This is a genomic window from Methanosalsum zhilinae DSM 4017 (assembly GCF_000217995.1).
Classification (GTDB): Archaea; Halobacteriota; Methanosarcinia; order Methanosarcinales; family Methanosarcinaceae; genus Methanosalsum; species Methanosalsum zhilinae.
Genome location: NC_015676.1, coordinates 676571 through 697695 on the forward strand (window position 1 = coordinate 676571; position 21125 = coordinate 697695).

13 protein-coding genes and 1 pseudogene are annotated in these 21125 nt (G+C 39.2%); 5 read left to right on the top strand and 9 right to left on the bottom strand.

Annotated features, from left to right (window positions below):
- Window positions 1–101 precede the first annotated feature (101 nt).
- The gene (locus MZHIL_RS03205; protein ID WP_013897934.1) at window positions 102–518 is read right to left on the bottom strand and encodes a helix-turn-helix domain-containing protein; all 417 of its coding nucleotides are present in this window, start codon (window positions 516–518) and stop codon (window positions 102–104) included.
- A 165-nt stretch (window positions 519–683) separates the two neighbouring features.
- Between MZHIL_RS03205 and MZHIL_RS03210 the strand changes: the two genes are divergently transcribed.
- From MZHIL_RS03210 to purB, 3 genes and pseudogenes are all read left to right on the top strand, one after another.
- Window positions 684–1337, top strand: a complete 654-nt coding sequence (locus MZHIL_RS03210) for a methyltransferase cognate corrinoid protein (protein ID WP_013897935.1) — start codon at window positions 684–686, stop codon at window positions 1335–1337.
- Window positions 1338–1356: 19 nt separating this feature from the next.
- Window positions 1357–2733 (top strand): annotated as a pseudogene (locus MZHIL_RS10275) (monomethylamine:corrinoid methyltransferase).
- Between the two features lie 309 nt (window positions 2734–3042).
- A complete protein-coding gene (gene purB, locus MZHIL_RS03225) occupies window positions 3043–4386 on the top strand; it encodes an adenylosuccinate lyase (RefSeq protein ID WP_013897937.1) in 1344 nt (447 codons plus the stop codon).
- Between the two features lie 51 nt (window positions 4387–4437).
- Here purB and uvrA read toward each other — a convergent pair whose 3' ends face one another.
- The gene (uvrA, locus tag MZHIL_RS03230; RefSeq protein ID WP_048815458.1) at window positions 4438–7257 is read right to left on the bottom strand and encodes an excinuclease ABC subunit UvrA; all 2820 of its coding nucleotides are present in this window, start codon (window positions 7255–7257) and stop codon (window positions 4438–4440) included.
- 63 nt (window positions 7258–7320) lie between these two features.
- Window positions 7321–8160: a TatD family hydrolase gene (locus MZHIL_RS03235; RefSeq protein ID WP_013897939.1), complete on the bottom strand. Its 840-nt coding sequence runs from the start codon at window positions 8158–8160 to the stop codon at window positions 7321–7323.
- Window positions 8161–8292: 132 nt separating this feature from the next.
- Here MZHIL_RS03235 and MZHIL_RS03240 point away from each other — a divergent pair, with 132 nt between their 5' ends.
- Entirely contained in the window at window positions 8293–9315 is a 1023-nt protein-coding gene (locus MZHIL_RS03240; protein ID WP_013897940.1) for an isocitrate/isopropylmalate dehydrogenase family protein, read from the top strand.
- Window positions 9316–9402: 87 nt separating this feature from the next.
- Here MZHIL_RS03240 and MZHIL_RS03245 read toward each other — a convergent pair whose 3' ends face one another.
- Window positions 9403–10710, bottom strand: a complete 1308-nt coding sequence (locus MZHIL_RS03245) for a homocitrate synthase/isopropylmalate synthase family protein (RefSeq protein ID WP_048815619.1) — start codon at window positions 10708–10710, stop codon at window positions 9403–9405.
- Window positions 10711–11020: 310 nt separating this feature from the next.
- Between MZHIL_RS03245 and MZHIL_RS03250 the strand changes: the two genes are divergently transcribed.
- On the top strand, window positions 11021–11524 hold the full coding sequence (locus MZHIL_RS03250; protein WP_013897942.1) for an amino acid-binding protein: 504 nt from the start codon (window positions 11021–11023) through the stop codon (window positions 11522–11524).
- 11 nt (window positions 11525–11535) lie between these two features.
- Here the strand turns inward: MZHIL_RS03250 and MZHIL_RS03255 are convergent, their stop codons facing one another.
- The 5 genes from MZHIL_RS03255 to MZHIL_RS03275 form a co-directional block, all read right to left on the bottom strand.
- Window positions 11536–12348, bottom strand: a complete 813-nt coding sequence (locus MZHIL_RS03255; protein ID WP_013897943.1) for a response regulator — start codon at window positions 12346–12348, stop codon at window positions 11536–11538.
- Window positions 12349–12873: 525 nt separating this feature from the next.
- Window positions 12874–15588 carry a PAS domain-containing protein gene (locus tag MZHIL_RS03260; RefSeq protein ID WP_013897944.1) on the bottom strand — a complete coding sequence of 905 codons (2715 nt, stop codon included), beginning with the start codon at window positions 15586–15588 and terminating at the stop codon, window positions 12874–12876.
- Between the two features lie 282 nt (window positions 15589–15870).
- Window positions 15871–18318 carry a vWA domain-containing protein gene (locus tag MZHIL_RS03265; protein WP_013897945.1) on the bottom strand — a complete coding sequence of 816 codons (2448 nt, stop codon included), beginning with the start codon at window positions 18316–18318 and terminating at the stop codon, window positions 15871–15873.
- Window positions 18318–20201: a DUF7408 domain-containing protein gene (locus MZHIL_RS03270; protein WP_013897946.1), complete on the bottom strand. Its 1884-nt coding sequence runs from the start codon at window positions 20199–20201 to the stop codon at window positions 18318–18320. Before MZHIL_RS03270 ends, MZHIL_RS03265 begins: the two co-directional genes overlap by 1 nt.
- A complete protein-coding gene (locus tag MZHIL_RS03275) occupies window positions 20201–21088 on the bottom strand; it encodes a DUF58 domain-containing protein (protein ID WP_013897947.1) in 888 nt (295 codons plus the stop codon). The genes MZHIL_RS03270 and MZHIL_RS03275 overlap by 1 nt, the downstream gene beginning before the upstream one ends.
- Window positions 21089–21125 lie beyond the last annotated feature (37 nt).

Below are 21125 nucleotides of genomic sequence, written 5' to 3' on the forward strand. Positions count from 1 at the left end.
TAATCGAGAAACTTAATTAATTATACTTATTTCTTTCCTGGATGAATGAGATTGAATTTGACAGATCATATTGCCCAACAGCAGATCATTGAACAATATTTTCAGGAGCTTTTAAGATCTTTAACGATTACCCTGATCTGTTTTAATGAGTAGGCAACTCCATATTTTTCTTCAATAAGGTCCTTTATTTCCACTGTTGTTAATTCAACCCCCTGCTTTAGTATTATTTGTAGCTCTTCTTTCTGCTGCTGATTCAACTTTGATGGTCTTCCTCCACTGTATCTGGGGATAAGGCCAACATATCCGTCTCTGTTCCACCTTTTCTGCCATGTATATCCCATCATTTTCGAAATGCCGACCCTTTCGCAGGAATCTTCTACAGAGTATCCTTTATATCTGTATCTTACGAATTTGAGTCTATCTAGAACCTTAACCATTTTTTCAATGTATTTTATCCTTTTATCCAGATCATCCCTGCTCATTTTTTCATAGATCGGATATATTTCTTTTTTTGCCATGTCTATTATAATGTGGAATATAAGTATAAATTGTTTGGTTCAAAATAATTAAAATTCATAATCTTTATATAAAATCATATTTAACCAATAATGGGGATCAGCATCTGGATATTCCAATGCTGAAGTACATTATGTACTAAAAAACAAATCTTAAAAGGTGACAAAATGGGAAAACAGGAAATATTAGATAAATTGAAAGACGCAATTGTTAATCAGGATATTGAAGGTGCAAAGAAGGGTGCCCAGGAAGCCCTTGACTCTGGCATAGGTCCTTTTGAAGCTATCAACTCCGGCCTTGCCGAGGGTATGAAGATTGTAGGAGATAAATTCGAAGCTGCTGAACTCTACCTTCCTCAGATCATGATGTCCTCCAAGGCCATGAACGCTGCCATGGAGATACTGACTCCTGAACTTGAGAAGGAAATGGAAGGAGAAGAAGGTGTAGGTCTTGCCATCACCTATGTCCAGGAAGGAGATATTCACGACATTGGTCACAGACTAGTTTCCACCATGCTTGGTGCAAACGGTTTTGAGATCCTGGATCTTGGTGTGGATGTAGCAAACGAGAATCTGATTGAAGAGGTTGCCAAGCACAAGGGTAAGAAGGTAATTCTAGTCGGTTCTGCTCTTATGACCACTTCCATGCTCAGCCAGAAAGAGACCATTGAAATGCTTGAAGATGAAGGTCTTCGTGACAAGGTCAAGGTAATGTTTGGCGGTGCCCCTGTCTCCCAGGAATGGATTGAGGAAATCGGTGCTGATGCAACTGCAGAAAACGCAGCTGAAGCTGCCCGAACTGCTCTTAAACTCATGAAATAAACCAGGAGGTAGTAGAACAATGACATTTACTAAATCATTTACATGCTATGACTTTTTTGACCGTGCAAAGAAAGGTGAGAAGATTACCCAGGATGACTGGGACCTTATGACAATTCCAATGAAGAGTGCTGAACTCAAGCAGAAGTACAAACTCGACTTTGGTAATGAATTTGTACCCACTGACATGGATATGGTTGACCGCCTTTTCAAAGCCGGTTTCGAGATGCTTCTTGAATGCGGTATTTTCTGTACCGATACTCACCGTGTAGTCAAGTATACTGAAGATGAAATCTGGGACGCCATCAACAACGTTCAGAAAGAATTTTCACTTGGCAGTGGCAGGGACCGGACATATGTCCGCAAAAGAGAGATTGGTGATAAGAGAAAACCCCATATTCAGGGTGGTCCCACCGGTGCTCCCGTCTCCGAGGATCTGTTCATACCAATCCACATGAGCTACGCCATGGAGAAAGAATGTGATACCATTGTCAACGGTGTCCTCAAATCCATTATGGGCAAATCCGCAATTCCTGGCAGTCCCTACGAAATTCTTGCTGCCAAGACCGAAGCCCGCCTTATCAAACAGGCCTGTGCTCTTGCCGGTCGACCCGGTATGGGCATATAGGGTCCTGAGACTTCACTGACTGCCCAGGGTAACATCGCTGCCGATGCACCTGGTGGCATGAACTCAAATGATAGTCATGAAGTCTCTCAGCTAAACGAACTCAAGATCGACCTTGACGCCATATCCGTCATTGCCCACTATAATGCCAACAGCGATATCATCATGGACGAGCAGATGCCTATCTTTGGTGGATATGCTGGCGGTGTAGAAGAAACTGCAATTGTGGACGTGGCAACTCACATTAACGCATTTGTAATGAGCAATGCAAGCTGGCACCTTGATGGTCCCGTGCATATTCGCTGGGGCTCCACCAATACCCGGGAAACGCTTGCTATTGCCGGATGGACTGCTGCTGCCGTTACCCAGAACACTGACATGATCAAGGGTAACCAGTACTATCCATGTGCAGGCCCAGCTACCGAGATGTGTCTTCTTGAAGCTGCCGCCCAGTCAATGACCGATACTGCTTCCGGTCGTGAGATCCTTTCCGGTGTCGCCTCTGCAAAGGGTGTTGCCGAGAATAAGACCACAGGTATGGAAGCCAGAATGATGGGTGAGACTGCCCGCGCTACTGCTGGTATGGATATCTCTGAGGTCAACAAGATCCTTGACAAGCTTGTAGGTCTCTATGAGAAGAACTACGATAAAGCCCCTGCCGGCAAGACCTTCAAGGAGTGCTACGATGTCAGGACCATTACTCCAACCGATGAGTACGTAAAGGTCTATGACGGAGCACGCAAGAAACTTGAGGAACTGGGACTGGTATTCTGAAATCTGGAATATTTCTTTGGATCGGTGTCCTGTATTTAAGGCACTGATCTTTTAAATTTTATATATGTGTATTTCTAATTCAAAATTTACTAAAATATTTTTTGCTGGCATAAAATGGTTTATATTTGGTTATGAAATTCTGATTTAGAATCATTATTTATTTGTGAAGATCCTTCTTTGTTTAAACTAAGGTTCAGTTAATTTTTGAAATCTTTTATTATATTCGAATGTGAGATTTAGAAGCATATTTATTTTAAGCCGCAGTAACTGGACCAAAAATTGATTTCTTATTACAGGAGAATATAGGATATGGCAATTCATCCAATAGAATATCGATACGGAACAGCTGAAATGAAATATGTATGGGAAGAGGTTAACAGACTTGATAAATTACTGAGTGTAGAAGCTGCTCTGGCTAAAGCAGAAGCCGATGTAGCCCTCATTCCATCAGAAGCAGCTGATGAAATATCAAAAGCGATAAATTCGGTTGATCTGGGCAGGGTAAAGGAAATTGAGGATGAAATACATCATGATATGATGGCAATAGTTCTTGCAATTTCTGAGAAATGTTCTGATGATGCAGGTAAATGGGTGCATTTTGGTGCAACATCAAATGATATTCTGGATACTGCAACTGCTCTCCAGATAAAGGATGCTGTCAATATTTTTGAGAAAAAGCTGAAACGTCTTCTGGATGTTTTATTAAAGCAGGCTATTGACCATAAATATACTGTATGCGCTGGACGAACACACGGCCAGATAGGTGTACCTACCACCTATGGCTTAAAATTTGCAATATGGGCATCAGAGGTATCAAGACATCTTGAAAGACTGGATCAGATGAAACCCCGCATAACAGTCGGTCAGATGACAGGTGCTGTTGGTACTCAGGCGGCATTTGGAAAACAGGGAATAACTATACAGAAACTTACAATGGAATACCTTGGCATTGCGCCTGTAGATGTTTCCAATCAGATTATACAGCGTGACAGACATGCTGAATTTGTTATGTGGATGGCTAATGTGGTAACTACTCTGGATAAGATAGGTATTGCTATCCGTACTCTCCAGAGAAGCGAGATTGCTGAGATTGAAGAGAGCTTTGGAAAAAATCAGGTTGGCTCATCAACAATGCCTCATAAGAGGAATCCTATAAAATCTGAACAAATATGTGGGCTTTCTCGGATTGTTCGTTCAATGGTTGAACCACAATTGCTAAACAATACATTATGGGATGAACGTGATCTTACCAATTCTTCCTGTGAAAGAATTGTTTTCCCAGAGGCATGTGTACTGACCGATCACATAATTAAACTTGGTATCGATGTAATTTCCAACCTCAGATTCTATCCCGACAATATCCGGCGTAACCTGAATCTGATGAAAGGCTTGAATATGGGTGAGGCTGTGATGATTGAACTTGCCAAAAAAGGTGTAGGCAGGCAGGAAGCACACGAAATTGTAAGAAGCTGTGCCATGAAGGCCCATGAGACTGATCGTCATCTGAAAGATACACTTCTGGAGAACAGGACAGTTTCAATTCATCTATCTGAAAGAGAGATATCCAGACTGGTTACTCCTGATATGTACATCGGTACTGCAGTTGAGCAGATAGAGATACTCGTATCAAAATTGAAACCTATGATTGAATAAGCACTTTAATGGAACAGATCCGATCTATCATGGATTGGATTCAATTTTTCTTCAAAGAATGCGCTTGAGGAATTCACCGGTATATGATCCCTCTGACACTGCGATAGTTTCAGGTGTTCCTTTGGCGATGACCTCTCCTCCTTTTTCTCCTCCTTCAGGTCCAAGATCTATTATCCAGTCAGCAGTCTTTATGACATCCAGATTATGTTCAATTACAATAACTGTATTTCCGGAATCTACAAGCCTGTGTAAGACCTGAAGTAGTTTTTTTACATCATCAAAATGGAGGCCTGTTGTTGGTTCATCCAGAATGTACAATGTTTTTCCTGTGGATTTTTTACTAAGCTCCGTGGCAAGCTTTACTCTCTGAGCTTCACCACCTGAGAGGGTGGTTGAAGCCTGCCCCAGTTTTATATACCCAAGACCGACATCAAATAAGGTTCTGAGCTTTCTTTCAATTTTTGGAATATGCTCAAAAAATTCAAGTGCTTCTTCAACGGTCATATCCAGAACATCGGCAATTGACTTATTCTTGTATGTCACTTCCAATGTTTCTCGATTGTACCTTTTTCCATGGCATACTTCACATGGAACATATACATCCGGTAAAAAATGCATTTCAATGGTTATTATTCCGTCACCAGAACATGCTTCACAGCGCCCACCACGGACATTAAAGCTGAACCTTCCCTGTTTATATCCTCTGGCTCTGGCTAGCTGTGTTTGTGAAAAAAGTTCCCTTATTGGCGTAAATAAGTTTGTATAGGTTGCAGGATTGGAACGGGGTGTGCGGCCTATTGGCGACTGGTCAATAGTTATTACCTTATCAATATTTTCAATACCCCTTATATTTCCATATTTCCCTGGTTTTTCTCTTGAGCCATGCAATTTTTGAGCCAGTACCTTATTGAGTGTTTCACTTATAAGGGTACTTTTGCCGGAACCTGAAACACCTGTAATACATATCATTGTTGACAGTGGAAAACTTACATCTATGTTTTTTAGATTATTCTCTTCAGCCTTTTCCAGTGTAAGTGTTCCATTTCCAGTTCTTCTAATTTCAGGAACACTGATACTGACCTCTCCTTTTAGATATTTTCCTGTCAATGAGTTTTCATCGTCAATAACCTGTTGAGGAGTACCCTCTGCAACAATATATCCTCCATGGATTCCGGCACCTGGTCCCATATCCACAACATGATCCGCATTTAATATGGTCTCTTCGTCATGTTCGACAACAAGAACTGTATTTCCAATATCTCTTAGATTTTTGAGAGTATTTATCAGTCTCAAGTTGTCTCTTTGATGCAGACCTATGCTTGGCTCATCCAGAATATACAGAACTCCCATGAGACTGGATCCGATCTGTGTTGCCAGACGTATTCTCTGAGCTTCTCCTCCAGATAGGGTTGCAGATGCTCTGTCAAGTGTGAGATAATCCAGTCCCACATCAATAAGAAATCCAAGTCTGGATTTGATTTCTTTTAATATCAGTCTTCCAATTGTAAATTCCCTGCTTGTAAGCTTCAATTCCAGATGCTCAAAAAAATGAAGGCAATCCTGCACAGATAATTTAGTGACATCTATTATATTGAGGCTGTCAAGGGTCACTGCAAGACTGGTGGGCTTTAGACGTGCACCATTACAGGTACTGCACGGCTTAGTACTTATGTATTTATTCAGCTTTTCTTTTGTGCTTTCAGATTCGGTTTTATCATAGATCTTTGAAAGATTTGCTATAACTCCTTTAAACCGACCTGTATGTTTCCATAGTCCGCCTTTTCTCCCAACATGTAAAAAAGGGATTTTCTTTTTTGTTCCATACATAATTGTGTTCTGGACTTTTTTACTGAGTTCTCGGTACGGGACATCCATGGAAAAATCGTAATGTTTTGCAAGTGATTCAAGTGACTGCATGTGGTATCCATCTCTGGAACTCCAGGGCTCAATTGCACCATCTCTCAGGCTGAGTGAGTCATCAGGAACTATCAATTCGGGATCAAATTCCATAGACGTACCCAGTCCATGGCATGTCTGGCAGGCACCCTGTGGACTGTTAAATGAGAATGCAGCAGGTTCAAGGTCTTCAAATCCGGTTCCACAGGCCGGGCAGGCAAGTTTTTCGCTGAAAACGAGTTCTTTATCATCCAGCAGATGTACGATAATCGTTCCGCCGCTTTTTTCGATAGCCGTTTCTACCGAATCTGCTAGACGTTCATCAATACCTTCTTTGATGACCAGTCTATCCACCACAATCTCTATATTGTGTTTCTGATAGCGGCCAAGTTCAACATCTAAAGCCTCTTCAATTGGAATGACTTCTCCGTCAATTCGCACCCTCGAAAAACCCTCAGTTAAGATATCACTGATCAGCTTCTTATATTCTCCTTTTCTTTCGCGAACCAGTGGTGAGAGAATGTGGATTTTGGTTCCTTCTGGAATTTTTTTTATGTTATCAACTATCTGATCAATACTTTGTGGCTCGATCATCTCGCCACAGTCCGGACAGTGGCGTATTCCTATTCTTGAATACAGAAGCCTTAAATAATCATATATCTCTGTAACAGTCCCAACAGTGGATCTAGGGTTCTTGCTGGTGGTTTTTTGCTCTATTGAAATTGCAGGGGAGAGCCCTTCAATGTATTCAACATCAGGCTTTTCCATTAGTCCAAGGAACTGACGGGCATAGGCAGATAATGATTCTACATATCTTCTCTGACCTTCTGCATAGATGGTATCAAAAGCAAGTGATGATTTTCCGGATCCACTCAATCCGGTTATAACTATTAGTTTATCTCGTGGAAGATTGAGGTCGATATTTTTTAGATTGTGCTCCTTGGCACCTTTTATGATGATATTGTTTAAAGACATGATCTGTACCAGAATCATTTATCAGATAGGTAAAGTTTGCGGTGGATAATTACATAATTACCATTAAAGCTCGATCTGAATATCGTAGACTTTTTCTGGATTTTCTTTGTGGATCTTCCAGAAAATATCTTCTCCGTGTTTTTCCACCAGTTTCAATGTTCGGCGGGGAACTGTTTTAGGACCCAGTACAGCACCCGGCCTTTCTGGATCATCAATGTAATCAGTTTCCATCATGAACCTATCTCCCTGGGCTATTGCAGTCTCAATTGAATTTTTTGATGCAATAACACTTGGAAAAATTCCTTTGTCATTGCATATCTCTATCAGAGGAGGTGAAAAATGTTTTACGACCCTGTGCAGGTTTGTTCCACATTCCTTAGCACGGGCCGCGATATCAGTTAACTGCTCTTCTCCTACACTTTCAGTATGTAACTGGACTGCACAATCAAGGTCTGCAGCTATTTGAAATGCATGCTCCATTATTTCATTGGATGCGTCCCATATATATTCAGATACCGGATAATGGGGTCTTCCACTCTTGATCCCCACCGCACTCCCTTGCTTTACATAGCCAGAAGCAATATCCAGTCCCCCTTTCATAGTCTCCACAGCTTCATCAAGTTCCATACGTGTGGTGAGTTGAGTGATCTCTGCCGGATGTACTCCCAGAACTGGAAATGCTTTTATTCCCATTTCCGTGGCCTGATGTGCGATGTTTATTGTTTCATCAAAAATTTTTACATAGTCAGGAGGCTGTCTGATATGAATACCCAGGGTCCAGCTGGGTTTTGATACAAGAATTATATGAGTGCCACCGGCATTCCTGAAATCTTTAACAGCATTCATCCCTCTTCCCCGAAGATCTATATGCATGTGATTGTCAAGTATTGGAATTGAGTTCATTTAACCACCTTATTAACTATTGAATAAAGGAATATATCTGATTTATCCCGGTACCTGGTATGGTCTTTAACTGAGTTAAACAGTGAAGGTTTAATAGTAAAAATGTATAAACAATGCAGTTGGTGATTATTTATGAGTAAAACTGCAGCGGTAATTAAAGGAGATGGCGTTGGTCCAGAACTTGTAGATGCTATGCTTGATGTGGTAAATTCTGCGGGTACAGATGTTGAGTTTATAACCTGTGAAGCAGGCGAAAGCTGGTGGAAACAGCATGGCGGCAATTCATTGATACCTGATGAAACCTGGGAGGTTATTGAAAATTCAGATGCTTGCTTTAAGGGCCCGACTACAACTCCCGGAGGTGCAGGCTCACCAAAGAGTGTGGCTGTGTCTATAAGGCAAAAATACAACCTGTATGCAAATGTGCGTCCAATTAAAACATTCCCCAATACCAATCCTCCACTTGGAGATGTTGATTTTGTTTGTGTCAGAGAAGGTACTGAAGGCATGTACATAGGAGAGGAGATAAAGCTCACAGATGATGTGTATATAGCTATCAGAAAAATAACCCGGACTGCCAGCAGAAATATAGCACGCTTTTCATTTGAGGAAGCAAAAAGAAGAAATTATGAGGCAGTTGTGGCTATTCACAAAAGCAACATATTAAAGCAAACATGTGGCACATTCGTAGAAGAGGTCAATTATGTTGGCGAGCAATATCCTGATATTGAGGTCTGGGAATATCACATTGACAATATCGCACAGCAGCTGATCAAGAATCCACAGCTTTTCAACAATAAAATATTGCTGTCAACAAATCTTTTCATGGATGTCATAAGTGAGGAATGTTCAGCTCTGGTGGGAAGCATTGGCCTGATATATTCTGCTAATATTGGTGATAATTATGCCATGTTTGAACCGGCTCATGGTTCTGCACCAAAATATGCAGGTAAGGATAAGGTAAATCCGGTTGCTACAGTTCTTGCAGGTGCATGGATGCTTGATTATCTTGGTGAAGAAAAACAGGCAGCTGCAATCTTTGAGGCTACTGAAAAGGTAATATCAGAAGGAAAACACGTTACCTATGATCTTGGTGGGAATGCTAAACTCAGTGAAATGACAGGTGAGATCATAAAATATATTGAAGAATTTTAATTTGAACATTAGACAATAAAGAAGTTAGTAAGGTAGATCATTACCTTACTTCAAACTATAATTTTTTTATTAAAAAAAGGATTCTAATTAATCATCTGCATCCTCATCACAGTCTCTGAATATTTTGCCATGATGAGTTTCCTGTCTGACAATAGGCTTGAACACAAAATACTTTTCTACGTATGCCCTTATTTCTTCATCTGATATACAGGAGATTCTTTTTTCAGTATCATAAAGTTTCTGTATTTCTGCCTGTATCATTTTTAACCTTGGATCGGTCTTCTTAAGTTCGATGTTAATGTCCATCAGATCATTGAGAGCATCCTGCACCTTATGTCTTAGTACTTCGATACCTGAAGAATCTCCCATAAGGAATATTCTTTCTCCTCCAACGACTTCCGGAGGATATGGTTCATAGGTGAATGGATTTTTGAGAACTCCTGAAGCATGTATTCCGGATTCATGTGCAAAAATATTTTTTCCAACAACTGCTTTGTTTCTGGGGATCTTTACACCTATCTCCTTTTCCATGAACCTGGAAAATTGCACAATTGATTCCAGATTATATTTTTCAAATCCTTCAACACGCTGTGAAAGGAATAGTAATAGCTTTTCCATTTCTGCATTGCCAGCTCTTTCACCTATTCCTAAAAAAGTCACACTTGACCAGTTTGCACCATGCCAGTATCCTGCAAGTGTATTTGCAACAGCCAGTCCGAAATCATCATGCGTATGCATCTCTATATTCTTTACATTAAGATCATTTTTTAGATATTGTACCATTGCAGGTATTCCATATGGTTCATCCACTCCTGCAAAAGGGACTCCATATCCTACGGTATCGCAGAGTCTTATGGTACAGTCTGGATCAATCTCAATTATTTTTTTGATAAGAGGAAATACGAAATTGTAGTTATCTGCTCTGGTCATGTCTTCTATATGAGCTCTTGTTCTAAGTCCATGATCCACAGCATACTGCAATGCATTCAGGTATTTTTCTTCTGCAGCTTCTCTGCCAGGCAGTCTCATTTTATCAAGTATGTGGGAATCTGATACTGACATGAGAATTCCGGTTTCATTTATTCCACCAACAGACAGAACCTCATCAATATCAGCAGGAACTGCCCTGGCCCAGCCGGTAACTTCAGGGAATTCATAGCCACAATCCAGCATCATTTTTGTTGCTTTCTTATCCCTCTCATGATATACAAAAGTCTCCAGTTTTTCAATACCGATCTCATGTAAGTATTCATATATCTTGAACTTAAGGCGTGTGCTCATTACAACGCCAGGCATCTGGGACCCATCACGAATAGTACTGTCACTGATAAAGATGGGCTCGTTATGTGGTAATTTTATTTTAGGAAGATCTTCGTATGACTTATACATTTTCATAGTTTCCATATTATTCCTCCTTAATGTAAAGGTATGAATCTTGCATATAAAAACGACTCACTGGTCACAGGTTTTTTAAATTGATTCAGGTGAGAATATAAAACCAAAAATCTGATAAACCAATTCTCTTATTAAAAAGTATTACTTACTGTACTCTATATTGATATGCATTCCACTAGGTTTTTATCATTAAAATGTTTTTCTTTTTACTTCAGATAGTTTTTATCTTCTAACATCAGGGTGCTCACAAATAATTAAATGAACATAGTTAATAAATAATGGTTCATTCTAATTAGCAGCAGGTATTATCATGTGGAACGAACTATTCAATAAATTCAGGAAACATCCAGCCCAGGAAAAGGTACTGAAACTGTTATTTAAACGTGGGTTCCAGGTAAATGAGCATGGAAAGGTAATTTCAGGTGGAATCGAAATACCTCATACACAGATTGCAAAGGAAGCAGGTGTGGATCGCCGTGTTGTGGATGCAACTACTGAAACAATATTATCCGATGAACTGTTGAAGACTATTTTTCAGAATATTCAATCAATTTCATTTTTGCGTGATGTGGCTCCAACGCTTGGACTAGGTGTGATTGTGATCACTCCTGACAATGCATCAAGCAGGGGAATCCTGGCGGATGTTGCAGGTGTGATCTCCGGCTATGATATCAGCATCCGTCAGGCGGTATCAGATGATCCGTATCTGACGGAAGAACCGAAATTAACTCTTATAACTGATAAAAAAATTCCAGGAGAGGTAGTGGATAAAGTGCTTGCTCTTACGAATGTGAAGGGTGTTAGCATATACTGATCTGAATAATTTCAATCATCCATTTTTCTGGAAGATTCATTCTTAATATTCTCTTCAACTGATTTCCGGTCACTTATATCGTAAATATTCAATACAATACCTATAATCTCATTTTTTTCGTTTTTAATCGTGGAGCCCACAATGTCGACAGGTATTTTTTCATCTTCTCTGGAAATTAGAACTGTATTTTCTGCAAGTCCATAAAATATATCTTCTTTTACTGCTTTTGATACCGGGTCTTCGATTTTCTGACCATTTTTATCTTTTAGCCTAAGGACCTCAAGTATGTGTTTTCCAGTTGCTTCCATTCGCTTCCAGCCAGTAAGTGCTTCGGCAAAAGGATTTATATGTTTGATATACCCTTCAGTATCAGTAGCAATAACTGCATCTCCTACGCTATCCAGTGTAGTTGTGAGCCATTTTTCACTTTCGTCCTGTCTTGATTTTTCCCTTGTATGCCTGTAGAGTGTCATTTCAATATTTGATCTCAACTCTTTTTCATCGAAGGGTTTAAGGAGATAACCAAAGGGCTGTGTGACTCTTGCTCTTTCCAGTGTCTTATCATCCGAATAGGCGGTTAGATAGATTACAGGAATATCAAATTTTTCACGGATCGTTTCAGCAGCTTCGATACCGTCCATATTTCCCTTTAGTGCGATATCCATAAGGATAACGTCAGGTAACGTATCTTCTGCCTTTTCAATAGCTTCTTTTCCTGTAATTGCTACCCCAGTTACCGAGTACCCAAGGTCTTCCAACCGGGCTTTAATGTCGTGAGCAACGATTATTTCATCTTCAACAACCAGGACTTTTACTTTATTCATTCCCTATACACTCCATCATATGCTACATTGCTAAGTTTGTGCTGAATTATTTTCACCAATTATGTGAATGCCTTTGAGCTGATCCCTCTTTCTTTATTTTAACCGGATTCGTGTCAAGGTTCCTGCATTTAGAATGTTATTCTCCATAACTATACCGTTGTCATTAATTATAAATGTATATTGCTCTTAATAGGTATCAATTCAATGAATATTCTTTATAGTGAAATGTAACTATAAAGAGATTGATATAACCTTTGAAAGCATTCCACAGGAAAAGTTATATCGATATCAAAATCATTTAAATTGCTGAATTTTGACCAACTTCTGGTTCCAATGAAATTCATATTTAGTAATCACTTTGATATATGGAATTTGCATATATCATGAAAATATGAAGGTAGAGCTGGATTAACTTCCCAAAATAAATATTATATCAATATATCTTATATTATATCATCTCATTACGTCTTATATATATTTTCTTAAATAATATTCTCTACAATTGATCATGTGGCATTTTCTGGATCATATTTCTTTAAATCGAATTACATATTTTGTTCCTTCTGTTTGATCAAGTTCAATTGTACCACTTATCTGTTCTACCAGCATGTTTACAATCTTTAGACCAAGAGATTTCGTGTTTTTAAAATCAATATCTTCAGGTAAGCCCACACCATTGTCATGGACTTCAAGATGATATTGATTTGTATAATTTTTAAATACAATACTGATCAGGCCATTTCCGTCAGGGAAGGCATATTTTAATGAGTTGGAAGCAAGTTCATTCAGTATGAGTCCCAGAGGAACCGTTGTATCAACATTGAGGTAGGCATTATCAGCATTGATACTAATGTCAATATTCCTATTCAGTGAATATAAACTCAGAAGGTAGTTTGTCAGATTTTGTATGTAGTCTGCAATATCAATTGTTGCCAGATCCTTTGATTCATATAGCTCTTCGTGAGCAAGGGCCATTGATCTCACACGGCTCTGACTGTCCCTGAAAGCAGCCTGTATCTGCTTATCTTTAAAATTGCGGGACTGGAGATTTAATAGACTGGCAATCACCTGAAGATTGTTCTTGACTCTGTGATGTACTTCTTTTAGCAAGATTTCTTTTTTGCGGGCTTCTGATAATCTTTTTCGGTCAGTTATGTCAAAGATGATTCCCTGAAGGTATGTAGCTGACTTTTTCTGATCGTATCTCATAAACGTTTTTTCAACTATCCATCTTATCTTTTTGTCCTTTGTGAATATTCTGTATTCGGCCGTGTAGCCCGTCTGATTCTCATCTATGCATTCCTTTATTCTTCTGTAGCTATCCTGTAGATCATCTGGATGTATTATGTCGTTGAACATCACTTTTTTTGATATAAAATCTTCAGCAGTATATCCGAATTGCTCAATATTATCAGAAACAAACCTGATCTGTCTTCCTTTTTCCATTATCCACTTAAATATTACTACAGGACTGCTGTTTACAACCTCTTCCATCTCCTGCTTGATCTTATTTGATTTTTCCAGTTCCTTTGCATATAATTTAAGTGCCCTTTCAGAAAGTTTTTTGTTTGTTATGTCACGTGTGACTGCCTGTATTTCTAAAATTTCATTGTTCTCGTTTCTTATAGCATAGCACTCTCCCTCAAACCACCGAAGTCCATATATCGTTTTAATTCGGTGTTCGATTTCTGTGCGATAAGGGAGAATATATATTCCCTCAAGTTCCTGGATCAGTTTATTTCTGTCTTTTTCATATATTATAGAAGTTATTTTTTGACCAAGCAGATTTTTTCTTTTACTGCCAAGTATTTTACACATGGCATCGTTTACATATGTCAGATCCCCTTTTGTATTGATTCTGAATATGAAATCTTTCTGGGATTCCAGGATTCCCCTGATTCTCTCTTCACTCTTTTTTAGCTTTTTATCTGATATTCTGCGAGCTATTATACCAGAAATTATGTCTGCAACAAGGCGCAGGTCAGTAACCTCTTCTCTTTTCCATCTTCTTGGCATATACACAGAATCAATCCCGAGAACACCTGCAACCTGATTTTTAATTGTAATTGGAAGCCATAGTAGAGATTTTATTTTCTGAAAGCTAATATATTCCTGTTCACCAATTGCATCAGAGGGAAGTTGATCCGTATCAGGCAAACTCACCTCCTTAAAAGTAGTTAAATGTCCCCAGAAATTTCTGACGGAAGATAGAGGAATATTTTGCAGTGATTTGATCTGAGAGTCAACACCTTCAGCAAACCACTCGTTTGTATTATTGAGAAAGGCGCCACTATCAGAAAGCATATATATATAGCAGCGATCAGCCCTAAGGAACATCCCGATCTGACTCAGAGCTTGCTGAAATAATGTATCTGTTCTTTCATTATCTGAAATAAATGATTTTGCCATGATCTCAAGAACAATATTTTTAAAATCATCTCTTTTTTTCAGGGCAATCTCTGCTTTTTTCTGATCGGTTATATCATCTGCAGAACAGACAATACATTCCACATTACCATTTTCATCCAGTTTTGGAGATTTTGTAATGGAAAGCAGTCTGTATTCTCCTTTTTTATTCTGAACCCAGTTCTGTGTTTTTACCCGGATCTTATTGCTGAACAATCTATTGCTGCCTTTGATAAAATCTGTAGATGCTGGCTCGATAGTATTTTCGATTTCATCTATGTATCTGTATTCAAGTTCTTTTTTTGGGAAACCAAGAAAATCAGCGTGTGCCTGGTTAACAGCTCCGTATTTATTTTCTTTTTCCAGATACCATACCTGTGTATCAATGTGGTCTGAAAGGAATTCAAACGGCTCTTCTTTCCTCTTATGTCGTGTATCAGATATTTCAGTATCACTAGGCTTTATCTCTGTAATTATTCCCTGAATGCCAGTTATTGATCCGTAACTGTCATACATTATATGTGCTTTTTTTTCGACAAGATGGAATTGACCGGATCCTGATACGATTCTGTATCTGAGAGAGAATGATTCAGCTTTGTTCCTGCAATATTGAAAAACAGCAGATTTTACTCTGTTGCGATCTTCAGAACATATTATGTCTGTATAGTTAAGATATCCTGTAGTAAAATCCTTAACGTTATATCCAAACCGGGTTATGTTCTCTGACACAAAATCAACAGGCCATTCATCCACTGTTCTCCATTTGATAAGGATAAAAGGACTGTTGTTGAGATGCTCCATTTCGTTTTTTGAATCAGATGTAATATTTATCACCCGGATAGGTCAGGTTTAATATTTTATACTGTTAATACTTATGCATCTTTTAGAAACCATTCTTTACATTTATCAGTAGACACTTTACAGCATTAATTTGAACGAACTCCTGAAATTATTGAATTTTTGAATAAATCTCATCATCATATGTTATTTACTTATAGTTACATTTTACTATTCAGTATATTTTTTGACATGATAAAATGTTATCGATTGTAAAAGATCATCGTAAATACTCAAATATATTGATTAGAAGCAATTATTATGAGTGCCAGGCCGTATTCAATCTTTTATATTCTTCATCTCCTGGATCTCTCTGATTCTTCTGATCAGGACATCTGCCAGGAACAATATCAGTGCTGCAAGGATAAGATACATTTTATAATCCACAGGCTGTGTAACCGTACGCTCAGACATTTCCCTTGTGTCCTGCAGAAGCAGCCCACGTGCCTCATTTTCAGTGTATACATTGCCGCCATGTCTTCGAATAAGCTCAGGCATCTTTTCATTGATGCCAACATCACGGTATTCAAGTGGATAGTTTACAGCTATCGGATACCCAGATACATGATGAACTCCGATCCTGTCTGGATTTATTGTGGTTTCATAGGTATTCCTTCCAGTCATTGATAGCTCAAGAGTCTCTCCTCTAAAAGTCAACTCCGGAATTGCACCCTCTTCATACATGGTAAGTTCAAGTGTGGTGGGAGTCCCAAGCCAGGTATCATCTCCTTCCAGAACCGCACCCTCTTCTTCAAACGGATCGCCAATTGCCCAGTTAACCGTGGATGAAATGATTCTTGCGTTTTCTCCGGAATATATCTCAGAAGCCCAAATGTTCCCGTTTCCATATCCATTGTCAGTTGAAAGGACAGCAACACGTCCCAGACCATATCTCCAGGTGGTGAGTACAGGTTTTCCGGTAACTGTCAGTACAACCCTGTCAGCAGCAACTTTTGGAGTTATATCATTAAACCCTGTAATATTGGCTGAAAGGTCAGTATTTCTGGTAATGAAATGGTTTGGATTAAACTCAATTAATGGAAATGTATCAAGAAACGCCTCTTCATCACGCTCGGGTGGATCTTCAAGCTCTTCAAATTCTATGTTTATTCTTTCACCAAAGTCTATAAACTGATGATGTCCATCTACGTTTGCCATCAAACTTTCAGAATAATAAACATTGGTTCTATGATCAATCTGAGACGGAACGCTTGACCTGATGTGGAAGAAATAAAAATTGCCACCTTTTTCATTTATTTCCTGTGCAAGAGACAAACTGGGTTGATATGTATCTTCAATTCCTCCGTCAGATAGTATTATTATATCCATTTCCTCAATATCTTCATCAATCCAGTCAAGCGCTATTTTCAGTCCTTCATCAAGATCAGTATCAGGACCTGCACTTAAGTCCTTAATGCGTGACTCAAGCACATCTATGTTTGAGGGAACTCCAAGGTACACAAATCCATTTGACACGTCGATTCCCTCACTTCCAAAAGCAATAACACCTACATTTGCGTCCCTTAGATCTTCATCTCTTAGAAGACTGATCGCGTTACTTAGAATAGTTTCCATTATCAATCCATCATGATGGACTATAGCACTGGCAGATATATCCAGCATTATGACAACATTTCTTCCGCCTTTGTATTCTGTAGGTTCTGAAATAACCGGCAATATCCTCTCAAATGATGAGTCAAGGTAATCTCCGTAATTGAATGATCTGTCTCCTCCAACTACGAACAGGCCACCTCCATCTGTTACATATCTTTCTATTTTCTGGATGTCAGCACTCGATAGTGAATTTATGTGCTGGTTATCTATTACCAGGGCTTTTCTCCTGTCAAGGTTATCCAGATCTTTTCTGACTGAAACATCATATAAATTGAGCAGTATCTGGGAAAGTGGTGCAGAGGTATCATCGGTTATCAGCTGTATCTGTGGTTTGGGTATTACATATATGGATTTGTAGAACCTGTTATTTATGGAATTGCTGTCCATTCCAACTGGAGTAACTCTTACTTCAATCTGATGTGCTCCCAGTTCTCTAAATGTTCTGCTAACTCTGGTTACTGTTTTTTTACGCTCAGATTGATCAAATGTTCCACTCCTGATTAGAGTATCTCCATGGTAGACTTCAAGGTGATACCTGATTTGTTCATTGCCTGCTTGTGAAACAACAATGTCAAAAATGTTCTCATTGTCCACAAATACTGTCTTTTCACCCCTGATTTCCACACTGATATCATTTCTTTCAAGCTCTGGCTTTACATAGTGGACAATTGTTCCTGTACCCTCTGCAAATTCAAGGGCTTCTTCAATGCTTTTACCATGATTATTGTTTCCGTCTGAGATCAGAACTATCTGATTGTCTCCTCTGGAGTGCTGAATTATGGCATCCCCAATGGCTGTCCTCTCTCCTGTTAGGCGCATAAGTGTGGTTGGAGTGTTTACTGCCAGACTTTCATATATTCGATCTCCAGTACCTTCTCTGAATATGTTCATGCTTTCAGTTTCATCTGATATTATCACAATATTTGGGTTTTCATCAGATATTGTCTGGGTCATGAGCACCTGAGGAGATGCAAGGGCTACGATCAGCAGAGAAATAATAATTATTCTTGTGATTATCAGCTTTGTTCTGGTACCCCTTATATATAGATAAAGTCCTGCAATTACCACAGGAACTATCAGCCACAGCATGTCGGGGTTTCCAAATGATATCATTACAGCTCACCCCTTCTTTTTATGATATATATTTCAAGTGTCAGGAGCAGCAGAACCAGAGCTACCAGGTAATTATCAAGGTAATTTCTGACAGTAAATGTCATATCTCTAACCAGACCGGGTTCGGTCCTTTCATCAGTGAGCCGATCCATGACATCTGAACCATCGGAAGTTGTGTCAGACTCAGGCTCGGAATAGAGATTAGCTGCAATTTTCCGGTTCCCGATCTCATATATTCCTGCCTTTTCAACCTGTATCCTGTTATCTTCTATTACTCCATAGGGTGTATGTATTGTCTGCCTGTCCTTTAGTGAAAGTGTGGTGCCTGTTTTGACATTATAATCATCAATACTGCCGGTACCCCCCATCCATCTGATCAGCTTTGACCAGAATACAGGATATTCCGGTAGGTTATGGAAATTATTCCATGGACTGTTTTCAATTTGATCATTAAACCCGACATATGCAACATTTCCCTCTCCAACAGGATGATGTGCATACATTGGAATCTGATCCCTGGTTTGTGCAAGCACTGTGGCTCCGCTTCTAGGAGATGTTTTTATGTATTCATATACTCCGATTTCGTTGAATTTAATATCATCTGTAAGCCTGGAACTAACTGTCTTATCAACACTCACGCCGGATGGCGCCTGAACAGTTTCCTCGATTCTTACAGGCAGAAGTCTTAGCAGATCAGTGGATACTGCATCCTGTCCAATTGCATCACTTGCAATAAATATAGCAGATCCGCCATTTTTGACAAAGTTATCAAGTATTCCAATTTCTGATGAAGAAAGAGGTCTGTCCTTGTTGGCAAGAACCACAATATCGTAATTACCAATATTTGAAGGAACTGACTCTGAAGCACTCAGCCTGATGTTTGGAATGAGTGATATTGCAGTTCTGGATGGAAGTCTCTCTTTATCTGAGACCAGCAATACATTCTGTTCTGCAGATCCCGGTATTGAGATATAGGCAATATTGTCAACCATTAAGCTATCCTGATTTTCGATCTCTACTCTTGTCACACCCGGACTGAGGTTTGAAATAGCAAGCTGCCTGGTCTGTCTTGCAGGTACGGTAATCTGGGTTGTCTGTGAGGCGGTGTCTGTATTCCCGCTGAATATGGAAATGGTCAGTGTTGCCTGGTAATTATTGTAATTTTTGATAACTCCTGTGTATGTATATCCATCAGCCGCAGTATCGATCCATCCATTGATAAACCCTACATTATCACTTCTCTGTCCAACGTTGATGAACTCAACTTCTATGCCGTATGATTCCACCAGATTCTTTGTTACAACTGGATCTTCTCCATCCCAGTTTGCAAAATCTGAGATTACAATAATTCTTCCCCCATATTGTGAAACATCTCTCAAGCCACTGTTAATTGCACTGGATAGATCTGCAACCGTATCATGCGGCTCTATCTGGCCAAGTACCCTTCTGGCATCTGCTGCACTTGCACGGCTGGTCTGTACTGAAGGGATATTTGATGCAAGGATGATTGTATTTGTTCTGCTGATGTGATCTCCTGCAAGTGAGACGGCATCATCAAACCTATTATCAGTTTGCATGCTTGCAGATGAATCAATTATAAGCACTGTATGTTCCTGGCTCAATGGTTCATCGGTTGTAAAATATGGATTTGCAGCTGCCAGAGACAAAAATATAAGAATAAATAACTGTACCCAGAATAGAGGATCCCTGATAAAACGGGTAAAAGATGAATAAAATCGCTTCTTTTCTTTATGTACTCTCATCAGGAACATGAGAGATGGGACTTTAATTGTCCTTGGCTTTGGCTTTAAAAGGTAAAGTATAATCAGCGGAATTATACTTAAAAGTGCAAGCAGAGCAAAAGGATTTTCAAAGGGAGCCATTATCGTCTCCTGCTAATTGCATAGAAAAATGAATCGAACACAGGGGTATCAGTGGTAAATGTATGGAAATCAGCGCCAAAACGGTTGCAAATACTTCTGATACTATTGCTATGCTCCTCAAGCATTTTCTGGTACTCGGACTTTAAGTTTTCACTTATGTATGTATGAAGCTCAGTTCCGGTTTCTACATCCTGCAGCTTGATATTTCCATGGAATGAAAGCTGTGATTCAGCTTTATCCAGCACCTGTATTAGGATCAGGTCATGTTTTGATAACCTGTATATCGCAGATTTTATTGACTCAGGGTCATCAAGAAAATCTGAGATTATAATTATCACAGATCTTGATTTGATGGCTTTTTCATACTGAGCTACACATTGTTCGATGTCTGTATCTCCTCCAAGTTCTTCTCTGGTAAGAATATCTATGCTATTGAGTAAATATTTTTTACCCCGCTGTGTTCTTTTAATGTTTACTTTATCTGAAAAGGTTGAAATTGCAAACTTGTCATTGTCCTTTGTAACAAGATATGCAAAGGCTGCCGCAAGCATAGCGCCATATTCAAATTTTGTCGTACTGTTGCTGGTATAGTTCATACTGTTGCTGGTGTCCAGAAGTATATGTGTAGTAAGGGATTTTTCTTCTTCAAACTTACGCACATAATATTTTTCAAGGCGGGCATACACGTTCCAGTCAATTGACTTTAGATCATCACCAGGATAGTACTGTCTGTATCCTATGGTCTCAAGTCCTCGTCCTCCACGTATTGACCTTCGGCTTCCAGCATAGGCTGTAGATACCTTTTTCCTGACCATAAATGTAAACCTGTCAAGCTGCTTGAAAAAATCTACATCTATCTGATGTTTTTCAGTATCTGTATTAGTCATGTTGAACCTGTGCTTTAATATACACTTATTAATATAA